Below are 26696 nucleotides of genomic sequence, written 5' to 3' on the forward strand. Positions count from 1 at the left end.
CCATGCCCGTTTCTGCGCTTTCTAGATGCGCGGGCACATCTTCTCAGTCACTCTGCGTTCTGATCTCATGACCGCCTTGGCTCGCCATGCTGAAAAAGGGCAACAAACGAACGACGATGTTCACCAGGGACTTGTTGGCGCTACCGCCGTTGATAGCCAGCAGCGCGATCAGTTCATGCAACAGTGCGCTGGCATGTGCGGATGAGATACGGGGATCGTCGTAGTACGCCTCCCATAGCGCTGAAAGTGCCGGGAACTGAGGAGCGTTGGCCTGGGCCAGTGCAAAGATGAACTCTTCCTGGTGCTGGATGGCTTCGTGCTGGCCGTTGGCGTACATGTCAAATGGCATAGGCTTTTTGTGCACTGTGAAAACGCTCTCGGAGGGGCGCAACAACCGTCAGGTGAGGGTTTTGGTGCTATGCACGCGCAGGCTCGGTAGCCATGTGCGCGTTGATTTCTTTGGCAATGCGCCCCAGGGTCAACCACACCGTACGGTCGCGTTGGTAAGGCATGGCGGCGGCCACCGGAATACTGGTGTGCACCAGCCCTGAAAGTATGTTCTTTCTTTCGTCCTTGGGAAGAATGGCGACGTGTTGATAGGGCTGATAAGAGGTCTTTGAAAGCACCAGCGTCGCATCGCTCACGGTAATCTGAGCGGGCATCTCTGATGGCGAGGCAAAGCGCTGGCCGAGGACCGAAAAGACGGGGTCCACGCTGTTCTCCAGCTCCGCAAACCCCACCAGCACCAGCAAGGCCGAGCCTCCCAGGGGCAGGTCCAAGGAGAAAACCGTTCCCACAGGGGATGAGGTCCGGATCTTCTTTTGTTTTGGTGGTGAAACCTGGATCGGCTTTTCAGGCGGTTGGGGCGTGTGGAGGCGGGCCTCCAGTGCCTGAAGGGTTTTGCGGCGCGACGCGACGTCGCCAGGTGCATCCCGCTCCCACACATCGACATCCCCACCCGACTGCAGCAGCGAAAGGGCTTTGTCTTTCAGTGCCTGATCTAGTCGCCCATAGCGCCATGCGGTGTCGGCCAGGGCAAGGTATACAAGGCAGGCGATTTCCGGGTTTGCGAGCAGGTCGCCGTAGCGGGCCAGGATCTTCTGGCAAGCTTCCTCGGCAGAGAGTCCGTGCGTCAGGTGCCGGACATAGTCGTCGCGAACATCACAGCTTGTGTCGTTGGCAAAGAGACCCCCTCCCCAAGCACCCACGTTGACCTCTCTTGTTGTTCATTGATGGTGCGGAGATGCACCCGGTGGCACCCCCGCCATCTTTTTGCGGCTCGATCGGCCATGGGTTCCGCCGTCCCGGGGGACGGCCCCATGCCATCACATCGCAAAAATCTTGCCCGGATTCAGGATGTTCTTCGGGTCCAGCGCGCGTTTGATGGCGCGCATCATGTCCACCGCGCCGGTGCCGGTTTCGTCCAGCAAGAAGCCCATCTTGTGGATGCCCACACCATGCTCACCGGTGCAGGTGCCGCCCATGCTCAGGGCCCGGGCCACCAGGGTGTGGTTCATGGCTTCGGCCTTGGTGCGTTCCTCGGCGCTGTTCGGGTCGATGAGGTAGCCGAAGTGGAAGTTGCCGTCGCCCACGTGGCCCACGAGGAAGTAGGGGATGCCGCTGGCTTCGACCTCGTCCACCGATTCGAGCAGGCAGTCGGCCAGGCGGCTGATGGGCACGCAGGTGTCGGTGCTGATGGCGCGACAGCCAGGGCGGCTTTGCACGGCGGCAAAGTAGGCGTTGTGCCGCGCGGTCCACAGGCGCGTGCGTTCTTCGGGCGTGCTGGCCCATTCAAAGGCCTGGCCGCCAAATTCGCTGGCAATGTCTTGCACCATCTCGGCCTGTTCTTTCACGCTGGCGGGCGAGCCGTGGAACTCCATCAGCAGCATGGGTTCCTCGCGCAGGGTCAGCTTGCTGTGCGCGTTCACCATGCGCACGGTGTGGTGGTCGATGAGTTCCACGCGCGCAATCGGCACGCCGATCTGGATGATCTGGATGGTGGTGCGCACGGCCGCTTCGATGCTGGGGAAGGAGCAGATGGCGGCGCTCACCGCTTCGGGCAGCGGGTACAGGCGCACGGTGATCTCGGTCATGATGCCCAGCGTGCCTTCGCTGCCCACCATCAGGCGCGTGAGGTCATAGCCCGCGCTGCTTTTCTTGGCGCGGGTGCCGGTGTGGATGACTTCGCCGCTGGCGGTCACCACCTCCAGCGCCAGCACGTTCTCGCGCATGGTGCCGTAGCGCACGGCGTTGGTGCCGCTGGCACGCGTGGCGCTCATGCCGCCAATGCTGGCATCAGCGCCAGGGTCGATGGGAAAGAAAAGGCCCGTGTCCTTAATGGCTTCGTTGAGCTGCTTGCGCGTGATGCCGGGCTGCACCGTCACGGTGAGGTCTTCGGCGTTGATGCTGAGCACCTGGTTCATGCGGCTCACATCGATGCTGATGCCGCCCTGCACGGCCAGCAGGTGGCCTTCGAGCGACGAGCCCGCGCCGTAGGGGATCACGGGCACGTCGTACTGGCTGGCCAGCTTGACCGCGTCGGCCACATCTTGCGTGCTTTCGGCAAACACCACGGCGCTGGGCGGCGGGGCCTGCAGCGAGCCCTCGTCGCGCCCGTGCTGCTCGCGCACGGCCTGGGCCAGCGAGCACTGCGCGCCGAAGCGGGCCTGCAGTGCATCGATGAGGGCCTGGGGCACGTCGCGCAGTTGGATTTCGGGCAGCAGGTGGGCGGCAGCGGTGGGGGCGTTCATGGTGTGTGTCTCCGGTGGGTGCGGTCAGTGAGAAGCATTCTAGGTTCGGCCCCGTGGACAGGTCCTGGCTCGCCCAGCTTGAGCCCGGGTGGGGATGCGGGTATTTACGGGCTTGTGGGTCTGCGTCTGCATAAATACATTACGTTTGAAATGTATATTGTGAAAGCGTCATGAACCACCGTGTTTCCCCCAAGGCCGGGACGCGCCGCACCCATGCCGAGCGCAGCGCCGCCACGCGCCAGCACCTGATTGCCACGGCCATCGACGTGATCCAGCACCGCAGCCTGGAGGAGATGTCCATCCACGAGCTGGCCAAGTCGGCGGGCATGACCTCGGGCGCGGTGCAGCACCACTTCGAATCGAAAGCGGTGCTGATGATGAATGTGCTCAGTGAGCTGATCGAGTCCACCGTGCGTTCGGGCGAGCTTTGGCCCAGCCCGGCGCTACCAGCGCGCGAGCGGGCGGCGAAGTTTGTGCAGGCGGTGTGGATCCTGGTCTATGCGCAGCCGCGCTTTATCGTGGCCTGGAACATCTACCTGGGCTGCCGCAACCAGCCCGAAGTGCTGGGCCACATTGCCGAGCTGCGCCAGAGCGTGCAGGCGCGCATGCACGAAGGCTTCTTCGGCGCCTTCCCCGAACTGGCGACAGAGCCCGACCGCGATGGCCTGCTGGGCCTGGTGCTGTCGTCGCTGCGCGGGCTCGGGCTGTTGCAGCTGTTTGCTCCCGCACCGCCCTCCGTGCCCGATGCCGCCCAGCAGGCGCAACTGGACTGCCTGGCCGAATGGATCGCCACCCGGTGCGAAGCCGCTGCTGCGCCTCCAAAGGCGCGCACACGCCGCCGCTGATCCCCCATTTGTCTATTTGTCTATTTGTCTGCTTGTTGTGGTGTGCGGCATCTCCCGCCTGCACGCCACGCAACGCGTACATCTATCGAAAAAAATCACCAGGAGACACACCATGACCTCAGCATTCACGCGCGTTCCACGCACGGTCGCGCTGGCCGCACTCGCCTGCCTGGCCGGTGGGGCCCTGGCGCAGCAGCCCGCAGCCTACCCGGCCAAGCCCATCCAGCTCATCGCCCAGCAGCCGCCGGGCAGCGGTTCGGACGCGATGACGCGCGTGTGGGCTGATTGCGCCGCGCGCGAGCTGGGCCAGCCCGTGGTGGTGCAGAACAAGCCCGGGGCCAACGGCATCCTGGCCGTCAACTACCTGAAGGCCCAGCCTGCAGATGGCTACAACCTGCTGAGCATCGGCATGTCGCAGATGACCATCACGCCCTACGTCTACAAGCAGCAGCCCTACGACCCGCTGCGCGACTTTGACGGCGTGGCCGTGCTGGGCACGTCACCGCTGGTGCTGGCCGTGCCAGCGGGGCAGGGCATTGCCAGCTTGGCGGATCTGCAGAAGCTGGCGCGCTCCACGCCGGGCGGTATCAACTTCGGTTCGCCGGGCAAGGGCAGCCCAGCGCACCTGCTGACCTCTGCGCTCATCGAAAAGCTGGGCGTGCCTGGCACCCATGTGCCCTTTGTGGGCGAGGGCGCGGGCCTCACCGCGCTCATGGGCCAGCAGATCCATGCGATGACGCTGGTGATTGGCACGGCGGCCGCGCAGGTCAAGGCGGGCAAGCTGGTGCCGCTGGCGCTGTTTGGTGCGCAGCGCTCGCCCTTGCTGCCCGATGTGCCCACCATCGCCGAGGCCCTGCCCGCCGCCAGCGACCTGGCGCGGCCCGCGTGGATTGCCGTGGTGGCCAAGGCAGGCACGCCGCCCGAGCTGCTGAACCGGCTCAATGCCGCCACAGAGAAATGCCGGGGCGGCGATGCGCAGTACAAGTCCCGCCTCGAAGCCATGAACGTCACGCTCACCGCTACCGCACCGGCCGATGCACGCGCCTGGGCGGCGCGCGATGCGGCCGTGTGGCGCCCACTGATCGACAAGCTGGGACTGGCCACCGAATGACGGTGGGCACCGCAGAGCCCCGGGTCACGTTGACCCACGGCGGGCAGCTGCGCGGCCTGTGGGAGGAGGGCGTACGTGTCTTCCGTGGCATGCCCTACGCGCAGGCGCCACGCGGCGCGCTGCGGTTTGCGGCGCCGGTGCCTGCCTCGCCATGGTCCGGTGTGCGCGATGCCACTGCGTTCGCGCCCATGGCGCCGCAGCTGCCCCGCGCCGCGCGTGCCGCTGCGCCCATGCTGGGGGGCGACGACTGCCTGGCCGTCAACGTGTGGGCGCCGCCCGCTGAACCTGGCGCGCATATGCCCGTGATGGTGTGGGTGCATGGCGGCGGCTTCTTTCGCGGTGCGGCCAGCGAGCCCCTGTACGACGGCGCGGCGCTGGCGCGGCGGGGCGTGGTGTTGGTGTCGGTGCAGTACCGGCTGGGCATAGACGGTTTTTTGCACTTCGACGGCGAGGAGCAGGCTGCGCCTGCCAATCGCGGCCTGCTGGACTTGATGTTGGCACTGCAGTGGGTGCGGGACCATATCCACGCCTGGGGCGGCGATGCAGCGCGCACCACCGTGTTCGGCCAGTCGGCCGGTGCCGGGGCCCTGGCCTGCCTGATGGGCATGCCCGCGTCGCGCGGGTTGTTCCAGCGCGTCATTCTGCAAAGCCCCAGCGTGGCCTGCCAGACCTTGGAGGAAGCCGCCGCCGCGCGCCGCGCCGTAGCCACGCTGGCCGGGGTGGAGCCCACCCTGACTGCATTGGAAGGAGCGCCGCAGACCGCCGTGCTGCACGCTGTGCACCGGCTGGCGTCCGAGCCTGCGCTGCGGCAGCAGCACGGGCTGGGCGGGCGCAACTTCTTTCCCCTGCGGCCCGTGGTCGATGGCCAGGTGCTCACCGCGCCGCCGCTGGAGGCGCTGGCGCAGCAGTGGGCGGCCCAGTCGCCCGACCTGCAGGTGCTGGTGGGCAGCAACGCGCAGGAGATGCGCCTGTACCACGTGCCCGGCGGCGCCATCGACCGGGTGACGGAGGCGCAGGTCCATGCCTTTGCGCAGGACGTGGGCTTGAGCCCTGGTGCCGCCGACGCCCTGCGCCACCTGCTGCCGCCCGCGCAGCAAACGGCCGGGGAGTGGCTGTGCGCGTTGCAGTCCGACTACTACTACCGCGTGCCCGCGCAGCGCATTGCCGCGCTGGCCAGCCAATGGGCCCGCAGCGCCCATGGTTATGAATTCACCTGGCCCTCGCCGCAGTGGCGCGGGCGCCTGGGCGCTGCGCATGGGGTGGAGTTGCCGTTTGTATTCGGCAATCTTTACACGCCCACGGGGCAGGAGCTGGCAGGGCCCGCGCCGCCCATTGCGTTGTCCGAGGCGCTTCAGCAGCGCTGGGTGGCGTTTGCGCGGGATGGCAACCCTGGATGGGCGCCGTATGCCGGCGCACAGCCGCCGGTCGAGCATGTGGGCGAGACACTGTTCTGTGCGCCCCACACGCAGCCTGAGCGGTTCGCGCTGTGGGAGGGCGTGCTGTAGCGATCCGCTCACTGGGATCCCTCGCCGGGGGGTACCACAGCAGCAGCTGGCTCGCTACACTGGGCCGGCGCTTGTGCGCGACCAACCAACTACAGAGAGAGGGATTGCCATGGCTTCAGCCAGTGTGGGAGATTGCCTGTCGGGTGCCTGGGGCACCTTCAAGAAAAACGTGCTCACCCATGTGGTTTGCACCTTGCTGGTGATGGTGGTCGCCGGCATCAGCGCGGGCCTGTTGGCCGGGCCCATGATGGTGGGCTACATGCGCATGATCGAGCGCGAGACGCGCGGCGAAGCGGTGCAGATCGGCGATGTCTTTCGGGGCTTTGATGACTTTGTGCCCGCGTTTGTGGCGGGGCTCATCAGCTCGCTGGTCGTGTCGCTGGGCTTCATGCTGTGTTTCATTCCCGGCCTGCTGATCATGGCGCTGCCCCCGGTGGCGTTGTTTCTGGTGGCGCGCGGTGAGCGCGACGGTGTGGCCGCTTTCAGCCAGGCCTGGAGCATCGTGACCAAGAACCTGGGCTCGGCGTTCTTCTGCTCGCTGGTGCTGGGCATCGTGGGCTCGCTGGGTTTTCTGCTGTGCTGGGTGGGTGCGCTGCTGACGTTGCCGTTGTCCACCATCGGCTCCTACTACATGGCACGCCAGCTGGTGGGCGATGAACCGGTCGCATTGCCTCCCCTCTGACCCCGGACCCGCCGTGGTGCCGGTGGGCGGCACGCCCGCCTGGCAGCCGCTGGATAGGAGCGCGCGGCGGCTGCGGCTGGTGTTCGGCCTGGGCTGGCCGCTGGCCATGGCCGCCACACCCTGGTGGCTGGGGCAGGATGGGCTGGGCATGGGTTGCGGGTTTCGCGCGCTGACGGGCATGCCCTGCCCGCTGTGCGGCGGCACCCATGCCTGTGCAGCCCTGGTTCAGGGCGACTGGGCGGCCGCCTGGGCCGCCAACCCGGGCGCGCTGGTGCTGCTGCTGTGGCTAGTGCTGGTGGCGGGCCAGGCGGTGGTCGAAGGCGCCCAGGGCCGCCGCCGCGTGGCGCGCTGGCCGTGGTGGCATCCGGCAGTGCTGGCGGCAGTGGGGGGCGTGCTGGTGCTGTCCTGGCTCTCGCGCCTGGCTGGGCTCGCATAACGGCTTGCTGGCCCCTGAGGGCTTTGTTGTTTCCCCCTGAGCAAGGGCGATAGTTTTGTGTGGCCGTTGGGGCGCCGTACGTAGATAGCGGCCCGCCAACGCCAACGCGTGCGCACCACATCCATGCACCAGCATCCCCTGGTATCGACCTAGCGCAGTCCTGTGCATCGTTGCGGGGCAGGCCGCCCCCATGGTGCACAGCCTCCGTGCGCCAGGCTGGTGCATTGAGCTTGTATACCAGTTGGCACGGAACCTGCGATACCGCAGGCAATGACCACCGCCACCGAGATCAGCAATCGCATCATCGAAGCCGTGATGGCGCAAAAACTCGCCCCGGGCTCCCGCCTGGGCGAGCAGCAGCTCGCCATGCTGTTTGACTGCAGCCGAACCATCGTGCGCGAGGCGCTCACGCGGCTGGCCACACGCGGCATCGTCACCGTGAGCGCGCGGCGCGGCTGGTATGTGATTGAGCCCTCGCAGGACGAAGCGCGCGAGGCTTTCGAGGCGCGCCGCGTCATCGAGCTGGGCCTGCTGCACCAGCTCAAGTCGGTGGACAAGGCGGCCGTGCGCCAGCTCAAGGCCCACCTGCAGCGCGAAAAGGCCGCGCTGGCCGGCAGCGACGTGGGGGCGCGCAGCTTCTTGCTGGGCGACTTCCACGTGTGCCTGGCCGAATGCCTGGGCAACAGCCTCCTGGCCGACACGCTGCGCGATTTCACCGCGCGCACCACGCTCATCGCCATGCTTTATCAGTCGTCGCACGACGCAGCGCAAAGCTGCGAAGACCACGTGCGCATCGTCGAGGCGCTGGAGGCCGGCGACATCGCCCGCGCCGAAGCGCTGATGTCCGAGCACATCGGCACCGTGCAATCGGCCCTGCGCCTGCAGGCCAGCAGCGACCCGCTGGCCGGGCTGCGCGACGCCCTGGCGCCGGTGCGCAAGAGCCCGGCCCCACCTGCCAAGGCGACCACAGCGCCCAAGGCCCGGCCCCGCAAAAGTACCGCTTCCTCTGCGTCCGCCAAAGACACCCCCACCGACCCGTCCCCCTACCTAGGAGCCTTGCTATGACCACCCACCGCGCACAGTCTTCCACCCGCCGCCTCACGCTGGGCGTGCTCGCCGCCGCCGGCCTGTCGGCCGCCTTGCTGGCGCCCGCCGCCCACGCGCAGAACGCGCTGGACAACATCCTCAAGGCCAAGGAAATCAAGATCGCCATCCCCACCGACTACCCGCCCTATGGCTTTGTCGGCACCGATCTCAAGCCCCAGGGCCTGGACGTGGAAATGGCCCAGTACATCGGCACCAAGCTGGGCGTGAAGGTGGAACTGATCCCCGTGACCAGCGCCAACCGCATCCCCTACCTGCAGACGCAGAAGGCGGACCTCGTGATCTCCACCCTGGGCAAGAACCCTGAGCGCGAGAAGGTCATCGATTTCACGGCCGCCTATGCGCCGTTCTTCCAGGCCGTGTTCGCCAGCAAGAGCCTGAACATCAAGAGCTTTGCGGACCTGGCGGGCAAGAGCGTGGCCGTGACGCGTGGCGCGATGGAAGACCAGGAACTGGCCAAGGTGGCGCCCCCCGGCGTGGACGTGAAGCGCTTTGAAGACCACGCGGCCAGCATTGCGGCCTTTGTGTCGGGCCAGACGCAGGCCATTGCCACCAGCGCATCGACGGCGGGCACCATCATGGTCAAGAACCCCAACCTGCAGACCGAATACAAGCTGCTGCTCAAGGACAGCCCCAACTTCATCGGCGTGGCCAAGGGCGAAGACAAGCTGCGCCTGCGCGTGAACGAAATCATTGCCGAGGCGCGTAAGTCGGGCGACATCGACAAGCTGTCGAACAAGTGGCTGGGCCGCCCTGCGGGCGACCTGCCTCTGTGATGCTGCGCACCGGATGACCTGCTGAAACCCAAGGGCCTGTGGCGCGACAAGCGCCGCAGGGCACAAGCATGCTGATTGCGCTCGATTTTTCTGCCGTCCTTGCGTCGTGGCCGCTGCTGGTGCGCGGCGTGGTCTGGACCATTGGCCTCACCATTGTGGGCACTGTGTTGGGCCTGTTGCTGGGCACGGCCTGCGCCTGGGCGCGGGCGCGCAACCTGGGCCATCGGCCCACCGCGCTGCGCTGGGCCGTGGCCAGCTATGTGGAGCTGGTGCGCAACACGCCGTTCATCGTGCAGCTGTTCTTCATCTTCTTCGGGCTGCCGGCCCTCGGGCTCAAGCTCACGCCCGAGGTCGCGTCGGTGCTGGCCATGGTGATCAACCTGGGTGCGTACTCGGCCGAGATCATCCGCGCTGGCATCGAAGCCACGCCGCGCGGGCAGATCGAGGCCGCGCAGAGCCTGGCGTTCACGCCGGGGCAGACCTTCCGCCGCGTGGTGCTGCCGCCAGCGTTGCTCAAGGTGTGGCCCGCGATGGTGAGCCAGATCATCATCGTGATGCTGGGCTCGGCCGTGTGCGGGCAGATCTCCACGCCTGAGCTGAGCTACGCCGCCAACCTCATTTCCAGCAACACCTTCCGCGCGTTCGAGGCCTTCATCCTCGCCACGGCGGTGTACCTGGTGCTGTCCATGTTGACCCGCCGCCTGCTGATGTGGGTGGGGGCGCGTTTCTTGGTCGGGAGGTAAGCCGCTATGGTCGAGTTTTCTCTCTGGGACATCCTGCGCAACCTGCTGCTCGCAGCGCGCTGGACGGTGTCCCTGTCCCTCATCGCCTTCATCGGTGGTGGCCTGGTGGGTCTGGTGCTCCTGGTGCTGCGCCTGTCCAAGCTGCGCGGCGTGGACCGCGCGGTGGGCGCCTATGTGCAGGTGTTCCAGGGCACGCCGCTGCTCATGCAGCTGTTTCTGGCGTACTTTGGCATTGCGCTCTTTGGCATCAAGACCTCGCCGTGGACGGCTGCTGCGGTGGCGCTCACGCTCTATACCAGCGCCTACCTCACCGAGATCTGGCGCGGCTGTGTGGCCTCCATCCCCAAGGGGCAGTGGGAGGCCGCGCAAAGCCTGGCGCTCAACTTTGGCGAGCAGCTGCGCCATGTGGTGCTGCCCCAGGCGCTGCGTATTGCGGTGCCGCCCACGGTGGGTTTTCTGGTGCAGGTGATCAAGGGCACTGCACTGGCCTCGGTCATCGGCTTTGTGGAGCTGACCAAGGCGGGCAGCATGATATCCAACGCCACCTACCAGCCCTTCCTCGTCTACGCCTGTGTGGCGCTGCTGTACTTTGCCCTGTGCTTCCCCGTGAGCCTGGTGGCGCAATCGCTTGAAAGGAAACTCCATGGCAACCGCCGTTGAAACCACCCCGGTCCCCGCGCACGACGGCATCGTGGTGGGCGAGCCCCCCATCGTGGACATCACCGCCCTGCGCAAGTCCTACGGCAGCAACGAGGTGCTCAAGGGCATTGACCTCAAGGTGCAGCGCGGCGAGGTGATTGCCATCATCGGCAAGAGCGGCTCGGGCAAGAGCACGCTGCTGCGCTGTGTGAACGGGCTGGAAGAGTTCCAGGAAGGCGCGCTCAGCGTCAACGGCCAGAAGCTGCTGCACGACAGCCCCACGGCCATGCGTGCGCTGCGCCAGCAGGTGGGCATGATCTTCCAGAGCTTTAACCTGTTTCCGCACCTCAGTGTGGGCCGCAACATCATGCTGGCGCCCACATTGGTGAAATCGCGCGATGCCAAGGCGGCCGAGGCGCAGGCGCGCCAGCTGCTGGCGCGCGTGGGGCTGGCCGAGAAGTTTGACGCCATGCCCGACCAGCTCTCGGGCGGCCAGCAGCAGCGCGTGGCCATAGCCCGCGCGCTGGCCATGGAGCCGCAGGTGCTGCTGTGCGACGAGATCACCTCGGCGCTGGACCCTGAACTCGTGGGCGAAGTGCTGCGCGTGGTGGAGTCGTTAGCGCAAGAAGGCATGACGCTGATGATGGTCACGCACGAGATGGCGTTTGCCCGCAAGGTGAGCGACCGCGTGATCTTCATGCACCAGGGGCGTGTGCATGAGCAGGGCGCACCTGCTCAGCTGTTTGGCAGCCCGCAGACGCCGGAACTGCAGCAGTTTTTGTCGTCGCTGCACGACTGAAATCGATCTGTCGCTGTTCGTACGCACAAAGGCCTGCCCGCGCCCTGGAGTTCCAGCGCGGGCAGGCTTTGCATTTTGGTAGTTGCGCCTACTCAGGCCTCTGGCTCAGGGCAGGCAAGCGGGGGGGCAGGGTCAGGACTGCACCCCCTTGTCAAATTCTGCGCGGGACAGCGATCCGTTCTTGTCCGTATCGAGTTCCTTGAAACGTTGGCTGATGGCTGGCAGCGTGGCGGCCTCTTGTGCGCTCAACTGGCCGTCCTTGTTGCTGTCGGCCTTGTCAAAGGCGGCAGCGGCAGCGGTGGAGACGCCGCCACTGCTGGGCCCCACCGAAAAACCTGAGCCTGACTGTGCAGTGCTCTTGCTCGCAGGGCCGAATTGGGGAGGAGAGGAAGAGGAGGAGGTCTGTGCCTGCAAGGCACCCACACCCCCCAGGGAGAGCGCGGCGAAGAGCATCACGCTGCGGGTGTCGAACGAGTAGTTGCGTCGTTGCAGTGCTTTCATGAAGCGAAGCTCCTTTGAAGTTGAACAGGCTTGCATTGCACCGCAGCCAGCGGCCCCACGCCAGCACTCTTGCCTGCTGTTGCCTCGCTCTACATTTGCCTGCGCTGTGTAACGCGGCGGCCGTGTTTTGTGTCTGGGCGCGCGGCGGATGTAGCCAAAAGTAGGCGCAAACCAGGGCCTCGTTCCGCGCTGCGCCCTACGCGCCGGGACGATGGGGGGATGACCGGCAGGCCCGTGCGTGTCCTACAGCGTCTGCCCGCACTCCTTCCAACAATGAACTGCATGTGTCCTGCGGGACGCTGTTGTTCAACTTCCACCAAGGAGCCATTCCATGCAAAAGCAAACCGTTCTCGCCGCACTCGCTGCCTTCGCCTGTACCGCCGCACTGGCCCAGGCACCTGCCAACAACACCGCCCGCCCACCCTCTGAAGTGAACCCCACGGCATCGGGTGGTGTGGCAGCCTCTGCGGCCCAGAACAAGGTCGACCAGCGCGCCAGCCGCAGCACAGCGGCTCCCGCTGACCCCGCAGCCGGCAATGGCCGTGCAGCCCCAGTGGCAGAGATCAACCCCAGCGCAGCCGGCGGCAAGGCCGCTGCCAAGGCCGATATGCGCGTGAACGCGCGGCTGATGGACACCAATGGTGATGGCATGGTGTCGCGGGCTGAATGGGATGCCTACCACGCACAGGCCTGGAACCAGATGCAGCCCACCAACACGGGCGTGTCCACGGCAGACATCGATAAATTGAACCGCACGTCGGCAACCCACTGATGACCCCGGCGGCTTCGCCCGCCAACTGTGGGGAAACCTGTGGGGAAACTTCTCCACACCCCCAAGCGCCCCTGCGTCCCGCCGCGCAGGGGCGCTTCTTTGGTATCTCGACCGTGCGGGCAAAAGGGGATGGCCGCTCGGGGGACAATCCGGCATCTTCCGTTTGCTGACCCGCATCCATTCACATGGCCAACCGACTTTCACAGATCGCCACGCGCACCGGCGACGCCGGCACCACCGGCCTGGGCAACAACCAGCGCGTCTCCAAAAACAGCCTGCGTATCCACGCGATGGGCGATGTGGACGAGCTCAACTCCCACATCGGCCTGCTGCTGTGCGAGCCCATGCCCGATGAAGTCCGCACCCTGCTGGTCGAGGTGCAGCACCAGCTGTTCAACCTGGGCGGTGAGCTGTCTATCCCGGGCTTTGAATTGCTCAAGGCCGAAGCCGTGCTGGCTCTGGACGAAGCCTTGGCCCACCACAACGCCGCGCTGCCGCGCCTGCAGGAGTTCATCCTGCCCGCAGGCACGCGCGCCGCATCGCAAGCGCACATTTGCCGCACCGTGGCCCGCCGCGCCGAACGCGCCGTCGTCGCTCTGGGCAACGAAGAGGCGCTGAACGACGCGCCACGCCAGTACCTCAACCGCCTCTCCGACCTGATGTTCGTGCTGGCCCGCGTGCTCAACCGCATGGATGGCGGGGATGACGTGTACTGGAAAAGCGAGCGCTTGGCGCAGCAGAATGCTACTGAATAAATAGCGGCTAGCGCATATTCATCTAGCGCTTGGAGCCGATTTCATCAAACAACACCTCCAGCTTTTGCCACGGGCGCGTTGCCAGACCAGGACCGCCGCGCAAGGGCCGCCCCGCCGCGCTGGCGGTGTCCCCCTTCCCGGAGCGCGCTAGAGATGCGAGAGAAGGGGGAAGCGGCGAAGCCGCTCAGGAGGGGGATGACCCCTACCGGGGGGCAAGGATCGCCATGGTGAGGCGTGACACGCAGGTCAGCTCGCCCGCTTCATTGTGCAGATCGATGTGCCACACATGCGTGGTGCGGCCGATGTGTACCGGCTTTGCAGTACCCGTCACCCAGCCGCTGGTCGCAGAGCGCAGGTGGTTGGCGTTGATGTCCAGGCCCACGGCGCGGTAGCCCTCGGGCAGGGCGTAGTAAGCGCCGGTGGAGCCCATGGACTCGGCCAGCACCACGCTGACGCCGCCGTGCAGCAGGCCAAAAGGCTGGATGGTGCGGTGGTCCACCGGCACGCGGGCGCGCAGAAAGTCGTCACCCACCTCGACAAATTCGATACCCAGGTGCTCTACGGCGGTGTTGCGGTTGGCGGCCTTCAGCAGGGCCAGGTCGATGGGTTTCTTCCAAATGGGCATGGTGTTCACGGGGCAGGGCCAAGTCAGTGCAAGCCACAGATTGTGCCAAGGCCCGTGGCGCCGCCCTGTGCCGCAGGCGCCTAGGAGCCTGTCCGACTTGGAAGTCGTCGGCTGCGAATCGGCCGCAGCGGTCCATTTTTTACCGTCTTTTTGCCCCATAGCTGGGCTATGGGTCTGCAAATCCGGCAAAAACTGTCCTCGCTGGGGCCCATTCTCGCTATCGACGCTCCAAGTCCGACAGGCTCCTAGCCTCAGCCCACAAACTTCCCGTTGGCGCCCATTACCCCCAGGTCCAGAAAGCGCGAGCCCACGTATGGCGCGCCGCTGGCGTAGTCGATGGACAGGCCGCCCAGGTCGTTGCTACGGATGCCTGCGAGGGCGTTGCGCAGCTTGGCGCGGGTCAGGTCGCGGCCGGCGCGCTCCAGGCCCTCGGCCAGCACGCGGGCGTTCACATAGCCTTCAAAGCTGCGGGCCGAGAACTCCTGGTAGCCCAGTGCGCGCATGGCCTTCTGGTAGTCGCGCACCACGGCATAGCTGGTGCGGGCCGCATCGGGCAGCACCATCGACAGCGCGATGCCCGAGGCCTTGCCGCCCAGCTGGCGCAGGTTGTCGCCCGACAGCGCCACGCTGGTGGCGGCCAGCGGCGTGCTGGGCGAGACTTTCTTGAACTCATTGACCAGGGTGGCGGTGATGTCGCCCGCCGTGCCCAGCAGTACGGCGTTGGGCTTAGCGGCCACGGCCTTGCCCACCACGTCGGCCACCTGGGCGCCTTGGGCGTCGAGCTTGAAGGCCTTGGGCGCGGGCTGCTTGGCGGCCGCCATGGCCTTGGTCACATCGGCCAGAAACTCGCGGCCAAAGGCGGTGTCCTGGTACACGACGGCCAGCTCGGTGATGCCCATGGACACCAGCTTTTGCGCCAGGCGCTGGGCCTCGTCGGTGTAGCTGGCGCGCACGTGGAACACCGAGCGGTACTCTGCCTTGCGCAGCGAGGTGGCGCCGCTCTGGGGGGCTACGTAGGGGATCTGCGCCTCGTCCACCAGCGGCAGGATGCGCTGGTTGTTGGCCGTGCCCATGCAGGAGATCAGCGACACCACGTTGGCGTCGGCAATCAGCTTGCGCACGTTCTCTTCCGATCGCGCGGCGTCGTAGCCGTCGTCCACGGCCAGCAGCTTGATCTCGCGGCCGTGGATGCCCTTGGCGTTGGCCTGGGCCAAGCCTGCGTCCAGCCCCTGCTTGAGTTCCTTGCCCAGGCTGGCCAGGGCGCCGGTCGTTCCCAGCGAGCAGCCAATGGTCACGCTCTTGGCGTCCATGGGGTCTTGCACGCCCACGGCGCGCGACGAGGTGGCAAGCAGCAGGCCGGCGCTGGCGGCCACGAGGGATTGGGTGAACTGACGGCGTTGCATGGTCACAAAAAAACTCGCAGGCAAAAAAGCCACCAGCCCCGGATGGGGGCTGGTGGGGGGTGGACAGGGGGAGGTCGATAGACCTAGGGTTAACCCTGATTTTATCTGCCCAGGCTGCCAATTGGCTGTCAAAGGCCTGCAGGCCCAACACGGACCGCTTTAAGCAGCGCTGGCAGGGCCTGCAGGTGCGCGCATGCTGCCCGTCTCCACATACCGCTGGTGCCACGACAGCGCCTCGTTCAGCAGGTGCGGTGTGTGCTGGCCTACGGCGCCGCGCTTGGCGCGGGCCACATAGTCGTGCAGCGCGGGCCGGAAGTCCGGGTGCGCGCAGCGGTCGATGATGATCTCAGCGCGCTGCGAGGGCGAGTGCCCGCGCAGGTCGGCCAAGCCTTGCTCGGTGACGAGGATCTGCACATCGTGCTCGGTGTGGTCCACATGCGAAGCCATGGGCACGATGCACGAGATGCTGCCGTTCTTGGCCAGCGAGGGCGTCATGAAGATCGACAGATACGCATTGCGCGCAAAGTCACCCGAGCCGCCGATGCCGTTCATGATGGCCGACCCCATCACATGCGTGGAGTTCACGTTGCCGTAGATGTCGGCCTCAATCATCCCGTTCATCGCGATCAGGCCCATGCGGCGGATCAGCTCGGGGTGGTTGCTGATCTCCTGCGGGCGCAGCACGATGCGCTGCTTGTAGTAGTCGATGCGGTCGTTGAAGTCCTGCATCGCTGCGGGGCTCAGCGACAGCGCCGTGGCCGAGGCGCTGGCCAGCTTGCCCGAGCGCAGCATGTCCAGCATGCCGTCCTGCAGCACCTCGGTGTAGGCCGTGAGGTTCTCGAACGGGCCGTTGTTCAGCCCTGCCAGCACCGCGTTGGCGATGTTGCCCACGCCCGACTGCAGCGGCAGCAGGTCTTTGGGCAGGCGGCCCTTTTTCACCTCGTGCTGCAAGAACTCGATGATGTGGCCCGCGATGCGGTTCGAGGTGTCATCGGGCGCGGCATACACGCTGTTGCGGTCGGGCTGGTTGGTCATCACCACCGCAATCACCTTGTTTGGGTCGCAGCGCAGGTACGGCTCGCCAATGCGCTCGTCGGGCCGTGTCATGGGGATGGGCTTGCGGTGTGGCGGCCGGTCGGTGCCGTAGTAGATGTCGTGCATGCCCTCCAGCTGCGGGTTGTGCCAGGCATTCACCTCCAGAATGATCTTGTCGGCCTGGTCCAGCCAGGTCTTGTTGTTGCCCACCGAGGATGACGGGATCAGTCGCCCGTCGGGCAGCACGCCCGCCACCTCGACCACCGCCACATCCAGCTTGCCCAGAAAGCCAAACCACACAAACTGCGCCACGTGCGACAGGTGGATGTCCACATACTGCATCTGCCCCGCATTGATCTGGCGGCGCACTGTGGGGTCGGACTGGTAGGGCAGGCGCATCTCGATGCCGTCCACCTGGGCCAGCGCACCGTCCAGCTCAGGCGCGGTGCTGGCGCCTGTCCACAGCCCGATCTTGAAGCCATGGCCCTGCGCGTTCAGGCTTTCGATGCGGCGCGCCAGCGCGCCCGGCACAGCCTTGGGGTAGCCCGCGCCGGTGAATCCGCTCATGCCCACATGGGCACCGGCAGGGATCAGGGCGGCCGCCTCGTCGGCGGTCATGGTGCGGGAGAGAAAGTCGGGGTACAGCACCCGATCGGCCAGGGACATGAACAAGCTCCGCAAAAAGAAAAAGGCCACCCGCCCGGTGAGCGGATGGCCCTGTGGACAAAACCCAGGATGCTAGCCTTCGTTCCTTACAAATTAAGGGTTAACCCTTACAAATGCCATCAGGCCGGACCACATCCACAGATTACGCCGCTTTGCGGTTGAGCAGTGCGTACAGCAGGATCGCCCCGAACGTGGCCGTGCCGATGCCGCCCAGCGCAAACTGGCCGAACTTCAGCGTGAAGTCGCCCGTGCCCAGGATGAGGGTGATGGCCGCCACGATGAGGTTCTTGTTCTGCGAAAAGTCCACCTTGTTGTCCACCCAGATCTTGGCGCCCGCCACCGCGATCAAGCCAAACACCACGATGGACACGCCGCCCATCACCGGCAGCGGAATGGTCTGGATCAGCGCGCCGAACTTGGGCGAAAAGCCCAGCACCAGCGCAAACACACCCGCCAGCAGGAACACAGCGGTGGAGTAGATCTTGGTGGCCGCCATCACGCCGATGTTCTCGGCATAGGTGGTCACGCCCGTGCCGCCCGCGCTACCGCTGACCATGGTGGCAATGCCGTCGCCGATGAACGCGCGGCCCATGTAGCGGTCCAGGTTCTGGCCCGTCATGGCCGTCACGGCCTTCACGTGGCCCAGGTTCTCGGCCACCAGGATGATGGCCACGGGTGCGATCAGCAGCATGGCATTGGCCTCGAACACCGGCGCAGCAAAGTTGGGTAACCCAAACCACGCGGCGTTGGCCAGCGCGGACAGGTCCATCGGCTTGCCCAGGCCCAGGCCGTTGGTCAGCACCGCGTAGATGATGCTGGCCACGATCAGCCCCACCAGAATCAGCAGGCGCTGCACCATGCCGCGCGTGAGCACGGCCACCAGGCCCACGCTCACAAAGGTCACCACCTGCATCCAGCTGTCAAAGTTGCTGGCCGCCATGTTCTTGATGGGGATGCCCGCCAGGTTCAGCCCGATCACCGCCACCACCGAGCCGGTGACCACGGGCGGCATGAAGCGCTCGATCCAGCCCGTGCCAATGGCCTGCACCAGCGCGCCGATGAGCGTGTAGACCAGGCCACACGCAATGATGCCGCCCAGCGCCACGCCGATGTTGGCGTTGGCTCCCTGGCCTGCATACCCCGTGGCCGCGATCACCACACCGATGAACGCAAAGCTCGACCCCAGGTAACTGGGCACCTTGCCGCCGGTGACGAGGAAGAAGATCAGCGTGCCGATGCCGCTCATCAGGATGGCCACGTTCGGGTCAAAGCCCATCAGGATGGGCGCCAGCACCGTGGCGCCAAACATCGCAATCACGTGTTGCACGCCCATCACCGCCGTCTGCGGCCAGGGCAGCCGCTCGTCCGGCGCGATCACGCCGCCTTGTTGCAACACCTCAGCGCTTTTCACGCGCCAGTTCATGAATCCCATCTTGTTGGTTCCTTGTTGTTGAGGCGCGAATGCTAGTGGATGCGGATGGCCTTGCCGTGAACCTGCGCGTCAGTTGCCAGGCGTTCACCCGCGTTGTGCCGGGTTAGCATCTGCGCCAACCTCTGCTCTGCCTGCCACAGCCACCGCCGCCATGCACCCTCAGCCGTCCTGTCCCTCTTGCCGCCAGCCCATGGAGGCGCACCGGTTCACCAGCAACCAGGGGCACACGCTGGAGCTGGACATTTGTTTTGCCTGCCAGGGCCTGTGGTTTGACCGGCACGAAAACCTCAAGCTCTCGCCCGTGTCGGTGGTCGAGCTGTTCCGCCTGCTGCACGAACACCGCACCGACCAGCACCAGCCCCTGGCCGAGAGCATGGCCTGCCCGCGCTGCAACACCAGCCTGGCCAAAGGCTTCGACGTGGTGCGCAGCGGCCGCTACATGATCTACCGTTGCGGGCGCCAGCATGGCCGCTTCAGCAGCTTCTCGTCTTTCATGGTCGAAAAGGGCTTTGTGCGCCACATGACGCGCCCCGAGATCGACGACCTGGCCCAACGCGTGGGCGCCATCTACTGCACCAGCTGCGGTGCGCCCGTGGACATCCGCAAAGACCACGCTTGTCCCTATTGCCGCGCCGCGTTCTCCCTCATCGACCCCCAGGCCGTGGTGCGCGCCATGGAGGGTTATGCCGCCGCCAGCGCCAAGGCACCGGTGGCGCCAGCATCGCCCGTGGACATTGGCGACGCCCTGGTGGCCCTGGAGCGCGACCGCGCCCGGGCCGAGCGCGAGCGCCAGAAGCGCGCATTCACCGCGGCCAGCAGCGATGCCAGCGACAACTCGTTCACCGGCGATCTGCTGGCGGCCGGGGTGGCGCTAGTGTGGGCGCTGATGAAGGACTGAGAACGTGAACACGTGCTGAGGGGCCCGTCAGCGCATTGACATACCGCAGTACGCGCTGCGGTCATTCACGACAGACTGAGGCCGACCCTTCAGAATGGTCGCAGGCCCTTGCCCTGACCTTGGGCCTCCGCATTCCACCCAACCGTGGCGCCCGCTGCCACCGGAGGAGCGCCCCGTGCCGCAGTCCCTTGCCCGACGCCGTGTTGTCCGACCGCCGCGCAGCGCTGCGCCCGCAGAAGGCGTGACCCGCTGCGCTGTCAGCCTGCCGTTGCAGCGCGCGCAGCTGCCGCCCGTCCCCAGCACCCTGCTCATCCCGTTGGCGGCGCGTGCCCATGGGGGCCGCTATTTCCCCTGGCTGGACTGCCGCGACGCCGTGGCCCGGGCACTGCTGGCGCAGATGGATGCCGATGTGAGCGGTACCCTGGACGATCTGCACACGGTGCTGCATGTGCTGTGGCGCACCCGGGCCATTCAGGAGGCGGGGCGCGCCTTTTTTGCCACGCACCCGCAGGCCCTGGGCGTCAACCTGGGGTGTGGGCTGACCCACTATTTCCAGTGGCTGGACGGGGGGGCCAACCAGTGGCTCGATGCCGACCTGCCCGAGGTGATGGCGCTGCGCCGGCCGCTGCTGCCTCCGCCGTGCCCGCGCATGCGCCACGCCGATCTGGACCTGTCACAACCCGGCTGGTGGCAGCGGCTGGGGCTGCCCACGCAGCGCAGCGCCACGCCGGTGCTGCTGGTGTGCGAAGGCGTGCTGATGTACCTGCCGCCCGCACAGGTGCACGCTGTGCTGGCCGAGTTTGCGCAGCATGCGCCGCCAGGCTCGCGCATGGTGCTGGACGTGATGACGCGCCGGGCCGTGGGCTGCGCGGCCCGCCACGCCAGCGTGCGGGCTACGGGTGCAGAGTTTCGCTGGGGCGTGGGCCGCATGGCGGAGCTGGAGGCTGTGCACCCGCGCCTGCAGTTGCTGCGCGAGCAAAGCGTGGCGGAGGGCTATGGCTGGCCGGGTATTGCCATGGACCTGCTGTGGCGCCCGTGGCTGGGTGCGCCGCTGTATGGCCTGGCGACGCTCGGAATCAGGGAATGAAGTCCCCCTGAGTCGTCTTTGGCGAAGTGCCCGCAGAGTGCCCCACCCGTTACCCGCACTGCGTCAGTTGCAGGGTAGGGCGCGGCTACGGCCTGAGCGCCAGTGCGCGCATCCATTGGGGTGGCTGGCCCGTCAGCTGCCCCACGATGGCCGCCTGCAGCGGCGGCAGGCGCCGCGCGCCTTGCAGCACCAGCTGGCGCAGCAGGCGTGGCACCGGGCGGGCGTCGGTGTACAGCCGCACGATGGCGTTGGTGCCCTGGTAGATGGGCCAGGCGTGGCGGTGGTGGCCCTGGGCGTAAGGGGCCAGCGTGTCGGCGCTGCCCATGTCCTGCCCGCGCTGGCGCGCGCTCACCAGCGCGGCCGTGAGCCGCTCCACCCCTGCCAGGCCCAGGTTGTAGCCATGGGCCGTGACCGGGTGCATGCCCACGGCGGCGTCGCCCAGCAGCGCGCAGCGGTGGCCCGCAAAGCGCTGGGCATACACGGCGACCAGCGGGTAGGCGTGGCGTTCGCCCACCAGCGCCATGGGCCCCAGCCGGTCGTTGAATTGGGCCTGGACCTGGGCGGCAAAGGCCTCGGGGCTCTGGGCCATCAGCGCCGCCGCGTCGGCCGCACCCGCCGTGACCACCACCGAGCACAGCGCATGCCCCGCCTGTGGGTCATCGGGCAGGGGCAGCACGGCCAGCGTGCGGTCGTAGCCAAAGCATTCGTGGGCCACGTTGCCGTGGGGCAGGGCGTGGTGCATGCGGCAGACGATGACGGTGCGGCCAAAGTCACTCATCTGCGCGCCGATGCCCAGCTGCCGGCGCGTGGCCGAAAAGCGGCTGTCGGCGGCGACCAGCAGCGGGGCCGTCAGGCGTTGGGGTGGGGCGTCAGGGGTACCAGCCGGCACATAGTCCAGCTCTGCATGCCCGGCCAGCGTGGCTGCGCGCGTGACCTGGGCCTGGGTGACGATTTGAACCCCCGGCGTGCGCGCCGCCACGGCGTAGGCAGTGCGGCGCAGCGCATGGTTGGGCACGATGAAGCCCAGCGCGCCGGGCGCTGCAGCCTCTGGGGTCTGCGGGGTGTTCAGTTGCAGCGCGCTGTGCTGGCCCAGCGGGCCGTCGTGTACCTGGGCTTCGCAGATGGTGCCCACTTCATGCCCGGCCAGCAGGCCCCAGCTGCCCAGGCGCTGCAATGTGTCGCGGCTGGGGTGGGTCAGCGCGATCTCGCGGCCGTCCGGCGCGGGCGCGGCCAGCGCGCTGTCGCTCTGCTGCTCGACCACGGTGGCGGAGAACCCGGCTTGCGCCAGAGAGGTGGCCAGCGACAGGCCCGCCGGGCCTGCGCCGACGATGAGCACGTCGCTGTGGTGGGTGGTCATGGCGGGATGAATACAGGGTGACAAGGTGCCCGCCCCGGGATGGGGGGGCCGCGCGCCATTGTGGGCGGGCGGGTTGGGGCACGCTTTGCCCTGCGTCAAGCCATGGTGTGGTACTGCTATCTAAACAATAGCTACTCAGGCATGTGTTTCTAGCGCCTGGGGGCTAAAACCTGCATAACTCAGTCTTTGGCAGCCTTGCGCGGGCTTTTGGCGGACTTCTTTTTGGCCGGGCCCGCCTTCTTGCCGCGCAGGTGTAGCACCCACGCCACCAGCAGCCACAGGTAGCCCGCCGGGATGCTGTACGCCGCAAAAGCCGCCAGCGAGAGTGGTGGTGCGGTGATGGAGCGCGGGTTGGCGATCGTCTCCAGCAACTGGCGCGTGCCGGTGCCCAGCGTGGGCGTGGCGTGCTGGCTGCCCGAGCGGGCCATGAGCGCGCCCATGAAGGTGAAGAACTCCATCAGCAGCGCACCGATCAGAAAGCACGCCAGCAGGGCCATCAGCTGTGCAAACGCCCGCCGGTTGCCCTTGGCCAGGAACACGATGGCCGACACCAGCCACAGCGCGGGCAACAACAGGACCAGGGCGGGCCAGGCGGACAGGAGAGTGGACATGGGAGACACGGCAGGTAGCAACAGGCAGCAGGGGCCGCTGGTGCGGGCACCAGCGATTCATCGGCAGGGCGCCTCCAGGAAGGCGGTCGAGTGCGGATGATAGAGGCTGCCTGTTTCCGGCTGATTCCCGCGGGTCGCGCGACCTGTCTGCCACCACCGGCCGACGCTTACGCCGCCACAAAGTCGGCCACGGCCTGCAGCACCTCTGCCTGCTGCAGGATCTTGCGGTGCCCCAGCCCCTCGGTGGCCAGCAGCGTGGCGCCGGGGATGTGGTCGCGGTAGGCCTCGCCGTCGGCAAAGCGGTTGATGCGGTCGCCCCGGTCGTGCACCACCAGCGTGGGCAGGGCAATGCGCGGGCCCACGGCCGGGGGCTCGAACTGGCGCATCAGGATGCCTTCGCGCGCCTCGATGCGCCGCTGCATGGCCGCGCGCGTGCGTTCCGACAGGCCGAACACCTGTGCGAACAGGCGCGTGTACTCGTGCGGCGAGGCGGGCGGCGCCAGCAGCACCAGGCGCCCGGTGGCCAGACCCCGGCTGGCCGCGTGGGCCGCTGCGTTGGCCGCCAGCGAATGGGCCACCACGGCGCGGGGCGCCGAGTCCTGCGCGTGCAGGCGGGCCGTGGTGTATTCGATGGCGCGGGCGAACTGCGGCAGGTTGCTCACGCGGCCCCGGCTGCCGCCGTGCGCGGGCAGGTCCACCAGCGCCGGGCGCAGGCCGCGCGCGGTCAAGGCGTCGGCCAGCGGCAGCATCTGGCGCGCATGGCCGCCCCAGCCGTGCAGCAGCAGAACCGTGGGGCCGTGCGGCTGGGCCTGGGGCAGGTAGAGCGTGATCTCGGCGTCTTCAAACGCCAGGCGCTCCGTGCGCCAGTGGCCTGGTGGCGCGGGGTTGCGGCCAGGTTTGCGCAAGGGCAGGGGCGTGCCAAACAGGCGGTAGGCCGCGCGCACGGCCAAGGTGGGCCACAGGCGTTCGGCCGTGCCCAGCGCCGCACGCAGCAGCCGCATGCCGGGGTGCTCGCCATAGAAGCTGGACGTGGCCTGCAGCGCGGCGGATGGAGAGGTGTTCATGGTGGGACTCCAGGAGGGAGATGGGGTAGATGGGGGAGGTGGACCGGGCGGACGGTCAGTAAAAGATCCAGTCCCGGTTGCTGCGCGGGAGGCTGGTGAGGGTGCTGCGCAGCGACCGGATGGCGCCCACTGCGGCCGCGATGGCGGCGATGCCCAGGATGATCAACATGGTGGTTCCTTTCTTCGCACGGTTGTGCGAAATTGGGGCATAAAAAAACAAGAGCACTCCCTGGCACACCACCGCGTATCAAGCGGGGGAGGGGAGGTAACTCTTGACGAGGCGCGCCCAGGACGCCTCGGTGCGTGCCGCTGCCTGCGGATCACGCAGGAAGCGAACGTCGTGCAACAAGCCCATGATCAGGCCATAGATCTCGCCCACCAGCTGGTCGGGGGATGTGTCGGCCGCCAGGTGCCCGGCCTCGATGGACTGGATCACGGTGCGGCGCAATGCGGCGCGCCAGCGGGTGATTTCAGCGTGCAGGAGGTCGCGCAGCTCGCCCTCGCGGTCGTCCAGCTCGAAGGCGCCTGCGGTGTAGATGCAGCCCGTGAAGGCCTCCACGTCGCGCGTGCGGGCAATCCAGCGGCGCAGGATCTCCTGCAGGCGCGGCAGGCCCTTGGGCTGCTGCATGGCGGGTACGAACACGTCGGCCAGAAAGCGGCGTCCAAACTCCTCGATCACCGCTTTTTGCAGCGCCTCGCGCGAGCCGGCCCGCGAGAACACGCCGCTCTTGGACAGGCCCACGCGGTCCGCCACGGCCTGCAGCGTGATCGACTCCAGCCCCTCGGCCGCAGCCAGGTCCAGCGCCGCGCCGACGATGGCGGCGCGGGTGAGTTCGGCTTTCTGGGTTTTGGCGTCCATGGGCGCAATTTAGCACGATTGTGCGAAATAACGCAATCCCCGCGCTGTCAACCGGGCGACGGGTGTGGCTGGCCTCTGCCGGGCGCCGCTGGTACGCTGCGTCGCCATGGAGACAACACACAACACCCCGCCCTACATTCCCCAGATCCGCCTGTACCAGAACTGGCTGCGCGACCAGCGCGGTCTGCAGTTCGACAGCTACGACGCGCTGTGGCGCTGGTCCACCACCGACCTCGACGCCTTCTGGCAAAGCATCTGGGACTACTTCCAGTTGCAGTCGCCCACGCCCCACACGGCCGTGCTGGCAAAGAACACCATGCCCGGCGCGTTGTGGTTCCCCGGTGCGCAGGTCAACTACGCACGCCAGGCGCTGCGGCATGTGGATGCCGCCCACGCGGCGGGCGTGCCCGCCATCATCAGCCGCAACGAAAAGGGCCAGCACCGCGAGCTGAGCTGGCCCGAGTTGCGCCGCCAGGTCGCGTCGCTGGCGCTGCACCTCAAGGCCCAGGGCATCCAGCCCGGCGACCGCGTGGCTGCCTACCTGCCCAACGTGCCCGAGGCCATGGTTGCCTTCCTGGCCACGGTGAGCATCGGCGGCGTGTGGAGCATCTGCGCGCCGGACATGGGCACGCATGCGGTGCTCGACCGCTTCCGCCAGATCGAGCCCAAGGTGCTGATCGGCGTGGACGGCGTGAGCTATGGCGGCCGCGACCACGACCGCCGCCCCGTGCTGGCCGAGCTGCGCGAGGCCCTGCCCAGCGTGCAGCACGCGGTGCTGCTGGGCAATCTGGATGCTTCTGTTTCGATAGCTGGCTGGGCAAGCTGGACTAGCGCTACCGCCCGAAACGATGCAGAAACGGCTGCCTTCGAGCCGATGTGGCTCCCGTTTGACCACCCTCTGTGGATCGTCTATTCCAGCGGCACCACCGGCCTGCCCAAACCCATCGTGCACGGCCACGGCGGCACGGTGCTGGTGGCGCTGCAGCTCAAGGTGCTGCACAACGACATCGGCTGCAGCTACGAGGCCAACAGCTTTGGCGAGCGCTACCACTGGTACAGCTCCACCGGCTGGGTGATGTGGAACGCGCAGCTCAGCGGCCTGCTGTCGGGCACCACCTGCGTGATCTACGACGGCAACCCTGGCGGCAGCAAGGACCACCCCAACTGGGGCGTGCTGTGGCGCTTCGCGGCCGAGACGGGCGTGACCTTCTTCGGAGCGGGCGCCGCGTTTTTTGCCAACTGCATGAAGGCGGGGATCACGCTCAGCGACTATGGCGACCTCACGCGTGTCCGCGCGCTGGGCACTACCGGCTCGCCGTTGTCGCCCGAGGTGCAACAGTGGGGCACGGCGCAGTTTGAAGCCATTGGTACGCACGACATCTGGTGGAACAACATTTCAGGGGGCACCGACTTTTGCGGCGCCTTCATCGGCGGCAACCGCGAGATGCCGCAGGTGCCCGGCGAGATGCAATGCCGCATGCTGGGCGCGGCCGTTCAGGCGTGGGATGCCGAAGGCCGCCCTGTGCAGGATGCGGTGGGCGAGCTGGTCTGCGCGCAGCCGATTCCGTCGATGCCGCTCTACCTGTGGGGCGACAAGGACGGCAGCCGCTACCTGTCGAGCTACTTCGACATGTACCCCGCAGGCCACGGCCGCCAGCCCGGTGGTGGCGATGGCCCCGCGAGCATGGGTGCGGTGTGGCGGCATGGCGACTGGCTCAAGATCGGCGCCAATGGCGGCTGCGTGATCTATGGCCGCAGCGACGCCACCATCAACCGCCACGGCCTGCGCATGGGCACGAGCGAGATTTACAGCGCGGTGGAGGCCTTGCCCGAAGTGCTCGACAGCCTGGTGGTGGATCTGGAGTACCTGGGCCGCGAGAGCTACATGCCGTTGTTTGTCGTGCTGCGCCCGGGCTACGGGCTGGACGACGCCCTGCGCGCTCGCATCAACGGCGCCGTGCGCACAGCGCTGAGCCCACGCTTTGTGCCCGACGACATCTTTGCGGTGGCCGAGGTGCCACGCACGCTGAGCGGCAAGAAGCAGGAGTTGCCGATCAAGAAACTGCTGCTGGGCCAGCCCATCGAGAAGGTGGTGAACAAGGACGCCATGGCCAACCCCGGGTGCCTGGACTGGTACGTGGGGTTTGCGGCACAGCGGGCGAGTGTGCTGCAAAAATAATAGCTGCTAGCGCTTATTGAATAAGCGCTAGCACCTTGTTTGGATGCAAGAGTGAGTGCGGC

The 26696-nt window shown here is 67.0% G+C and carries 27 protein-coding genes; 15 read left to right on the forward strand and 12 right to left on the reverse strand.

The window, feature by feature from the left end; genetic code table 11:
- Positions 1 to 43: 43 nt before the first annotated feature.
- The 3 genes from ACOYR4_RS00600 to ACOYR4_RS00610 all read right to left on the reverse strand — a co-directional run bounded on the left by ACOYR4_RS00600 (position 44) and on the right by ACOYR4_RS00610 (position 2750).
- A complete protein-coding gene (locus ACOYR4_RS00600) occupies positions 44 to 337 on the reverse strand; it encodes a hypothetical protein (RefSeq protein WP_101390007.1) in 294 nt (97 codons plus the stop codon).
- Positions 338 to 416: 79 nt separating this feature from the next.
- Positions 417 to 1208: a hypothetical protein gene (locus ACOYR4_RS00605; protein ID WP_422848298.1), complete on the reverse strand. Its 792-nt coding sequence runs from the start codon at positions 1206 to 1208 to the stop codon at positions 417 to 419.
- A 117-nt stretch (positions 1209 to 1325) separates the two neighbouring features.
- Positions 1326 to 2750: an FAD-binding oxidoreductase gene (locus ACOYR4_RS00610; RefSeq protein WP_060987008.1), complete on the reverse strand. Its 1425-nt coding sequence runs from the start codon at positions 2748 to 2750 to the stop codon at positions 1326 to 1328.
- 170 nt (positions 2751 to 2920) lie between these two features.
- Here ACOYR4_RS00610 and ACOYR4_RS00615 point away from each other — a divergent pair, with 170 nt between their 5' ends.
- The 10 genes from ACOYR4_RS00615 to ACOYR4_RS00660 all read left to right on the forward strand — a co-directional run bounded on the left by ACOYR4_RS00615 (position 2921) and on the right by ACOYR4_RS00660 (position 11390).
- Positions 2921 to 3595, forward strand: a complete 675-nt coding sequence (locus ACOYR4_RS00615; RefSeq protein WP_422848299.1) for a TetR/AcrR family transcriptional regulator — start codon at positions 2921 to 2923, stop codon at positions 3593 to 3595.
- Between the two features lie 112 nt (positions 3596 to 3707).
- Complete coding sequence (locus ACOYR4_RS00620; protein ID WP_422848300.1) at positions 3708 to 4706, forward strand: Bug family tripartite tricarboxylate transporter substrate binding protein; 999 nt, start codon at positions 3708 to 3710, stop codon at positions 4704 to 4706.
- Positions 4703 to 6211 (forward strand): carboxylesterase/lipase family protein, encoded by a 1509-nt coding sequence (locus tag ACOYR4_RS00625; RefSeq protein ID WP_422848301.1) that lies wholly within the window; start codon positions 4703 to 4705, stop codon positions 6209 to 6211. The genes ACOYR4_RS00620 and ACOYR4_RS00625 overlap by 4 nt, the downstream gene beginning before the upstream one ends.
- 109 nt (positions 6212 to 6320) lie before the next feature.
- On the forward strand, positions 6321 to 6893 hold the full coding sequence (locus ACOYR4_RS00630) for a hypothetical protein (protein WP_015011955.1): 573 nt from the start codon (positions 6321 to 6323) through the stop codon (positions 6891 to 6893).
- Between the two features lie 13 nt (positions 6894 to 6906).
- Positions 6907 to 7329, forward strand: a complete 423-nt coding sequence (locus ACOYR4_RS00635) for a DUF2752 domain-containing protein (RefSeq protein ID WP_422848302.1) — start codon at positions 6907 to 6909, stop codon at positions 7327 to 7329.
- 270 nt (positions 7330 to 7599) lie between these two features.
- Positions 7600 to 8394 carry a GntR family transcriptional regulator gene (locus tag ACOYR4_RS00640; protein WP_291504613.1) on the forward strand — a complete coding sequence of 265 codons (795 nt, stop codon included), beginning with the start codon at positions 7600 to 7602 and terminating at the stop codon, positions 8392 to 8394.
- The gene (locus ACOYR4_RS00645; RefSeq protein WP_422848303.1) at positions 8391 to 9209 is read left to right on the forward strand and encodes a transporter substrate-binding domain-containing protein; all 819 of its coding nucleotides are present in this window, start codon (positions 8391 to 8393) and stop codon (positions 9207 to 9209) included. The genes ACOYR4_RS00640 and ACOYR4_RS00645 overlap by 4 nt, the downstream gene beginning before the upstream one ends.
- 68 nt (positions 9210 to 9277) lie before the next feature.
- Positions 9278 to 9952: an amino acid ABC transporter permease gene (locus tag ACOYR4_RS00650; RefSeq protein ID WP_422848304.1), complete on the forward strand. Its 675-nt coding sequence runs from the start codon at positions 9278 to 9280 to the stop codon at positions 9950 to 9952.
- A 6-nt stretch (positions 9953 to 9958) separates the two neighbouring features.
- Positions 9959 to 10612 carry an amino acid ABC transporter permease gene (locus tag ACOYR4_RS00655; RefSeq protein WP_015011960.1) on the forward strand — a complete coding sequence of 218 codons (654 nt, stop codon included), beginning with the start codon at positions 9959 to 9961 and terminating at the stop codon, positions 10610 to 10612.
- A complete protein-coding gene (locus ACOYR4_RS00660) occupies positions 10596 to 11390 on the forward strand; it encodes an amino acid ABC transporter ATP-binding protein (RefSeq protein ID WP_422848305.1) in 795 nt (264 codons plus the stop codon). The genes ACOYR4_RS00655 and ACOYR4_RS00660 overlap by 17 nt, the downstream gene beginning before the upstream one ends.
- Positions 11391 to 11522: 132 nt before the next feature.
- On the opposite strand, the gene ACOYR4_RS00665 is transcribed toward ACOYR4_RS00660, so the two are convergent.
- Positions 11523 to 11891, reverse strand: coding sequence for an EF-hand domain-containing protein (locus ACOYR4_RS00665; protein WP_015011962.1), 369 nt, complete (start codon positions 11889 to 11891; stop codon positions 11523 to 11525).
- 331 nt (positions 11892 to 12222) lie between these two features.
- Between ACOYR4_RS00665 and ACOYR4_RS00670 the strand changes: the two genes are divergently transcribed.
- Entirely contained in the window at positions 12223 to 12663 is a 441-nt protein-coding gene (locus ACOYR4_RS00670; RefSeq protein ID WP_110960564.1) for a hypothetical protein, read from the forward strand.
- Between the two features lie 185 nt (positions 12664 to 12848).
- A complete protein-coding gene (locus tag ACOYR4_RS00675; protein ID WP_015011964.1) occupies positions 12849 to 13418 on the forward strand; it encodes a cob(I)yrinic acid a,c-diamide adenosyltransferase in 570 nt (189 codons plus the stop codon).
- Positions 13419 to 13620: 202 nt separating this feature from the next.
- Here the strand turns inward: ACOYR4_RS00675 and ACOYR4_RS00680 are convergent, their stop codons facing one another.
- The 4 genes from ACOYR4_RS00680 to ACOYR4_RS00695 all read right to left on the reverse strand — a co-directional run bounded on the left by ACOYR4_RS00680 (position 13621) and on the right by ACOYR4_RS00695 (position 18579).
- A complete protein-coding gene (locus ACOYR4_RS00680) occupies positions 13621 to 14043 on the reverse strand; it encodes a hotdog fold thioesterase (protein WP_015011965.1) in 423 nt (140 codons plus the stop codon).
- Positions 14044 to 14294: 251 nt separating this feature from the next.
- Positions 14295 to 15446, reverse strand: coding sequence for an ABC transporter substrate-binding protein (locus ACOYR4_RS00685; RefSeq protein WP_422848306.1), 1152 nt, complete (start codon positions 15444 to 15446; stop codon positions 14295 to 14297).
- A gap of 159 nt (positions 15447 to 15605) precedes the next feature.
- Positions 15606 to 17147: an acetyl-CoA hydrolase/transferase family protein gene (locus tag ACOYR4_RS00690; RefSeq protein WP_422848307.1), complete on the reverse strand. Its 1542-nt coding sequence runs from the start codon at positions 17145 to 17147 to the stop codon at positions 15606 to 15608.
- Between the two features lie 142 nt (positions 17148 to 17289).
- Positions 17290 to 18579: a solute carrier family 23 protein gene (locus ACOYR4_RS00695; protein WP_422848308.1), complete on the reverse strand. Its 1290-nt coding sequence runs from the start codon at positions 18577 to 18579 to the stop codon at positions 17290 to 17292.
- Between the two features lie 151 nt (positions 18580 to 18730).
- Between ACOYR4_RS00695 and ACOYR4_RS00700 the strand changes: the two genes are divergently transcribed.
- Together ACOYR4_RS00700 and ACOYR4_RS00705 are read left to right on the forward strand one after the other, a co-directional pair.
- Positions 18731 to 19477, forward strand: coding sequence for a zf-TFIIB domain-containing protein (locus ACOYR4_RS00700; RefSeq protein ID WP_422848309.1), 747 nt, complete (start codon positions 18731 to 18733; stop codon positions 19475 to 19477).
- 175 nt (positions 19478 to 19652) lie between these two features.
- Positions 19653 to 20564, forward strand: a complete 912-nt coding sequence (locus tag ACOYR4_RS00705) for a class I SAM-dependent methyltransferase (RefSeq protein ID WP_422848310.1) — start codon at positions 19653 to 19655, stop codon at positions 20562 to 20564.
- A gap of 85 nt (positions 20565 to 20649) precedes the next feature.
- On the opposite strand, the gene ubiM is transcribed toward ACOYR4_RS00705, so the two are convergent.
- From ubiM to ACOYR4_RS00725, 4 genes are all read right to left on the reverse strand, one after another.
- The gene (gene ubiM, locus ACOYR4_RS00710) at positions 20650 to 21921 is read right to left on the reverse strand and encodes a 5-demethoxyubiquinol-8 5-hydroxylase UbiM (protein ID WP_422848311.1); all 1272 of its coding nucleotides are present in this window, start codon (positions 21919 to 21921) and stop codon (positions 20650 to 20652) included.
- 179 nt (positions 21922 to 22100) lie between these two features.
- Positions 22101 to 22532 carry a hypothetical protein gene (locus tag ACOYR4_RS00715; protein WP_422848312.1) on the reverse strand — a complete coding sequence of 144 codons (432 nt, stop codon included), beginning with the start codon at positions 22530 to 22532 and terminating at the stop codon, positions 22101 to 22103.
- Between the two features lie 167 nt (positions 22533 to 22699).
- Positions 22700 to 23596 carry an alpha/beta fold hydrolase gene (locus ACOYR4_RS00720; protein ID WP_422848313.1) on the reverse strand — a complete coding sequence of 299 codons (897 nt, stop codon included), beginning with the start codon at positions 23594 to 23596 and terminating at the stop codon, positions 22700 to 22702.
- 247 nt (positions 23597 to 23843) lie between these two features.
- Complete coding sequence (locus ACOYR4_RS00725; RefSeq protein ID WP_108498223.1) at positions 23844 to 24455, reverse strand: TetR/AcrR family transcriptional regulator; 612 nt, start codon at positions 24453 to 24455, stop codon at positions 23844 to 23846.
- Positions 24456 to 24561: 106 nt separating this feature from the next.
- On the opposite strand from ACOYR4_RS00725, the gene ACOYR4_RS00730 reads away from it, so the two are divergent.
- Entirely contained in the window at positions 24562 to 26634 is a 2073-nt protein-coding gene (locus tag ACOYR4_RS00730) for an acetoacetate--CoA ligase (protein ID WP_422848314.1), read from the forward strand.
- Positions 26635 to 26696 lie beyond the last annotated feature (62 nt).

The sequence above is a fragment of the Acidovorax sp. M14 genome, assembly GCF_049331375.1.
GTDB lineage: Bacteria > Pseudomonadota > Gammaproteobacteria > Burkholderiales > Burkholderiaceae_C > Acidovorax.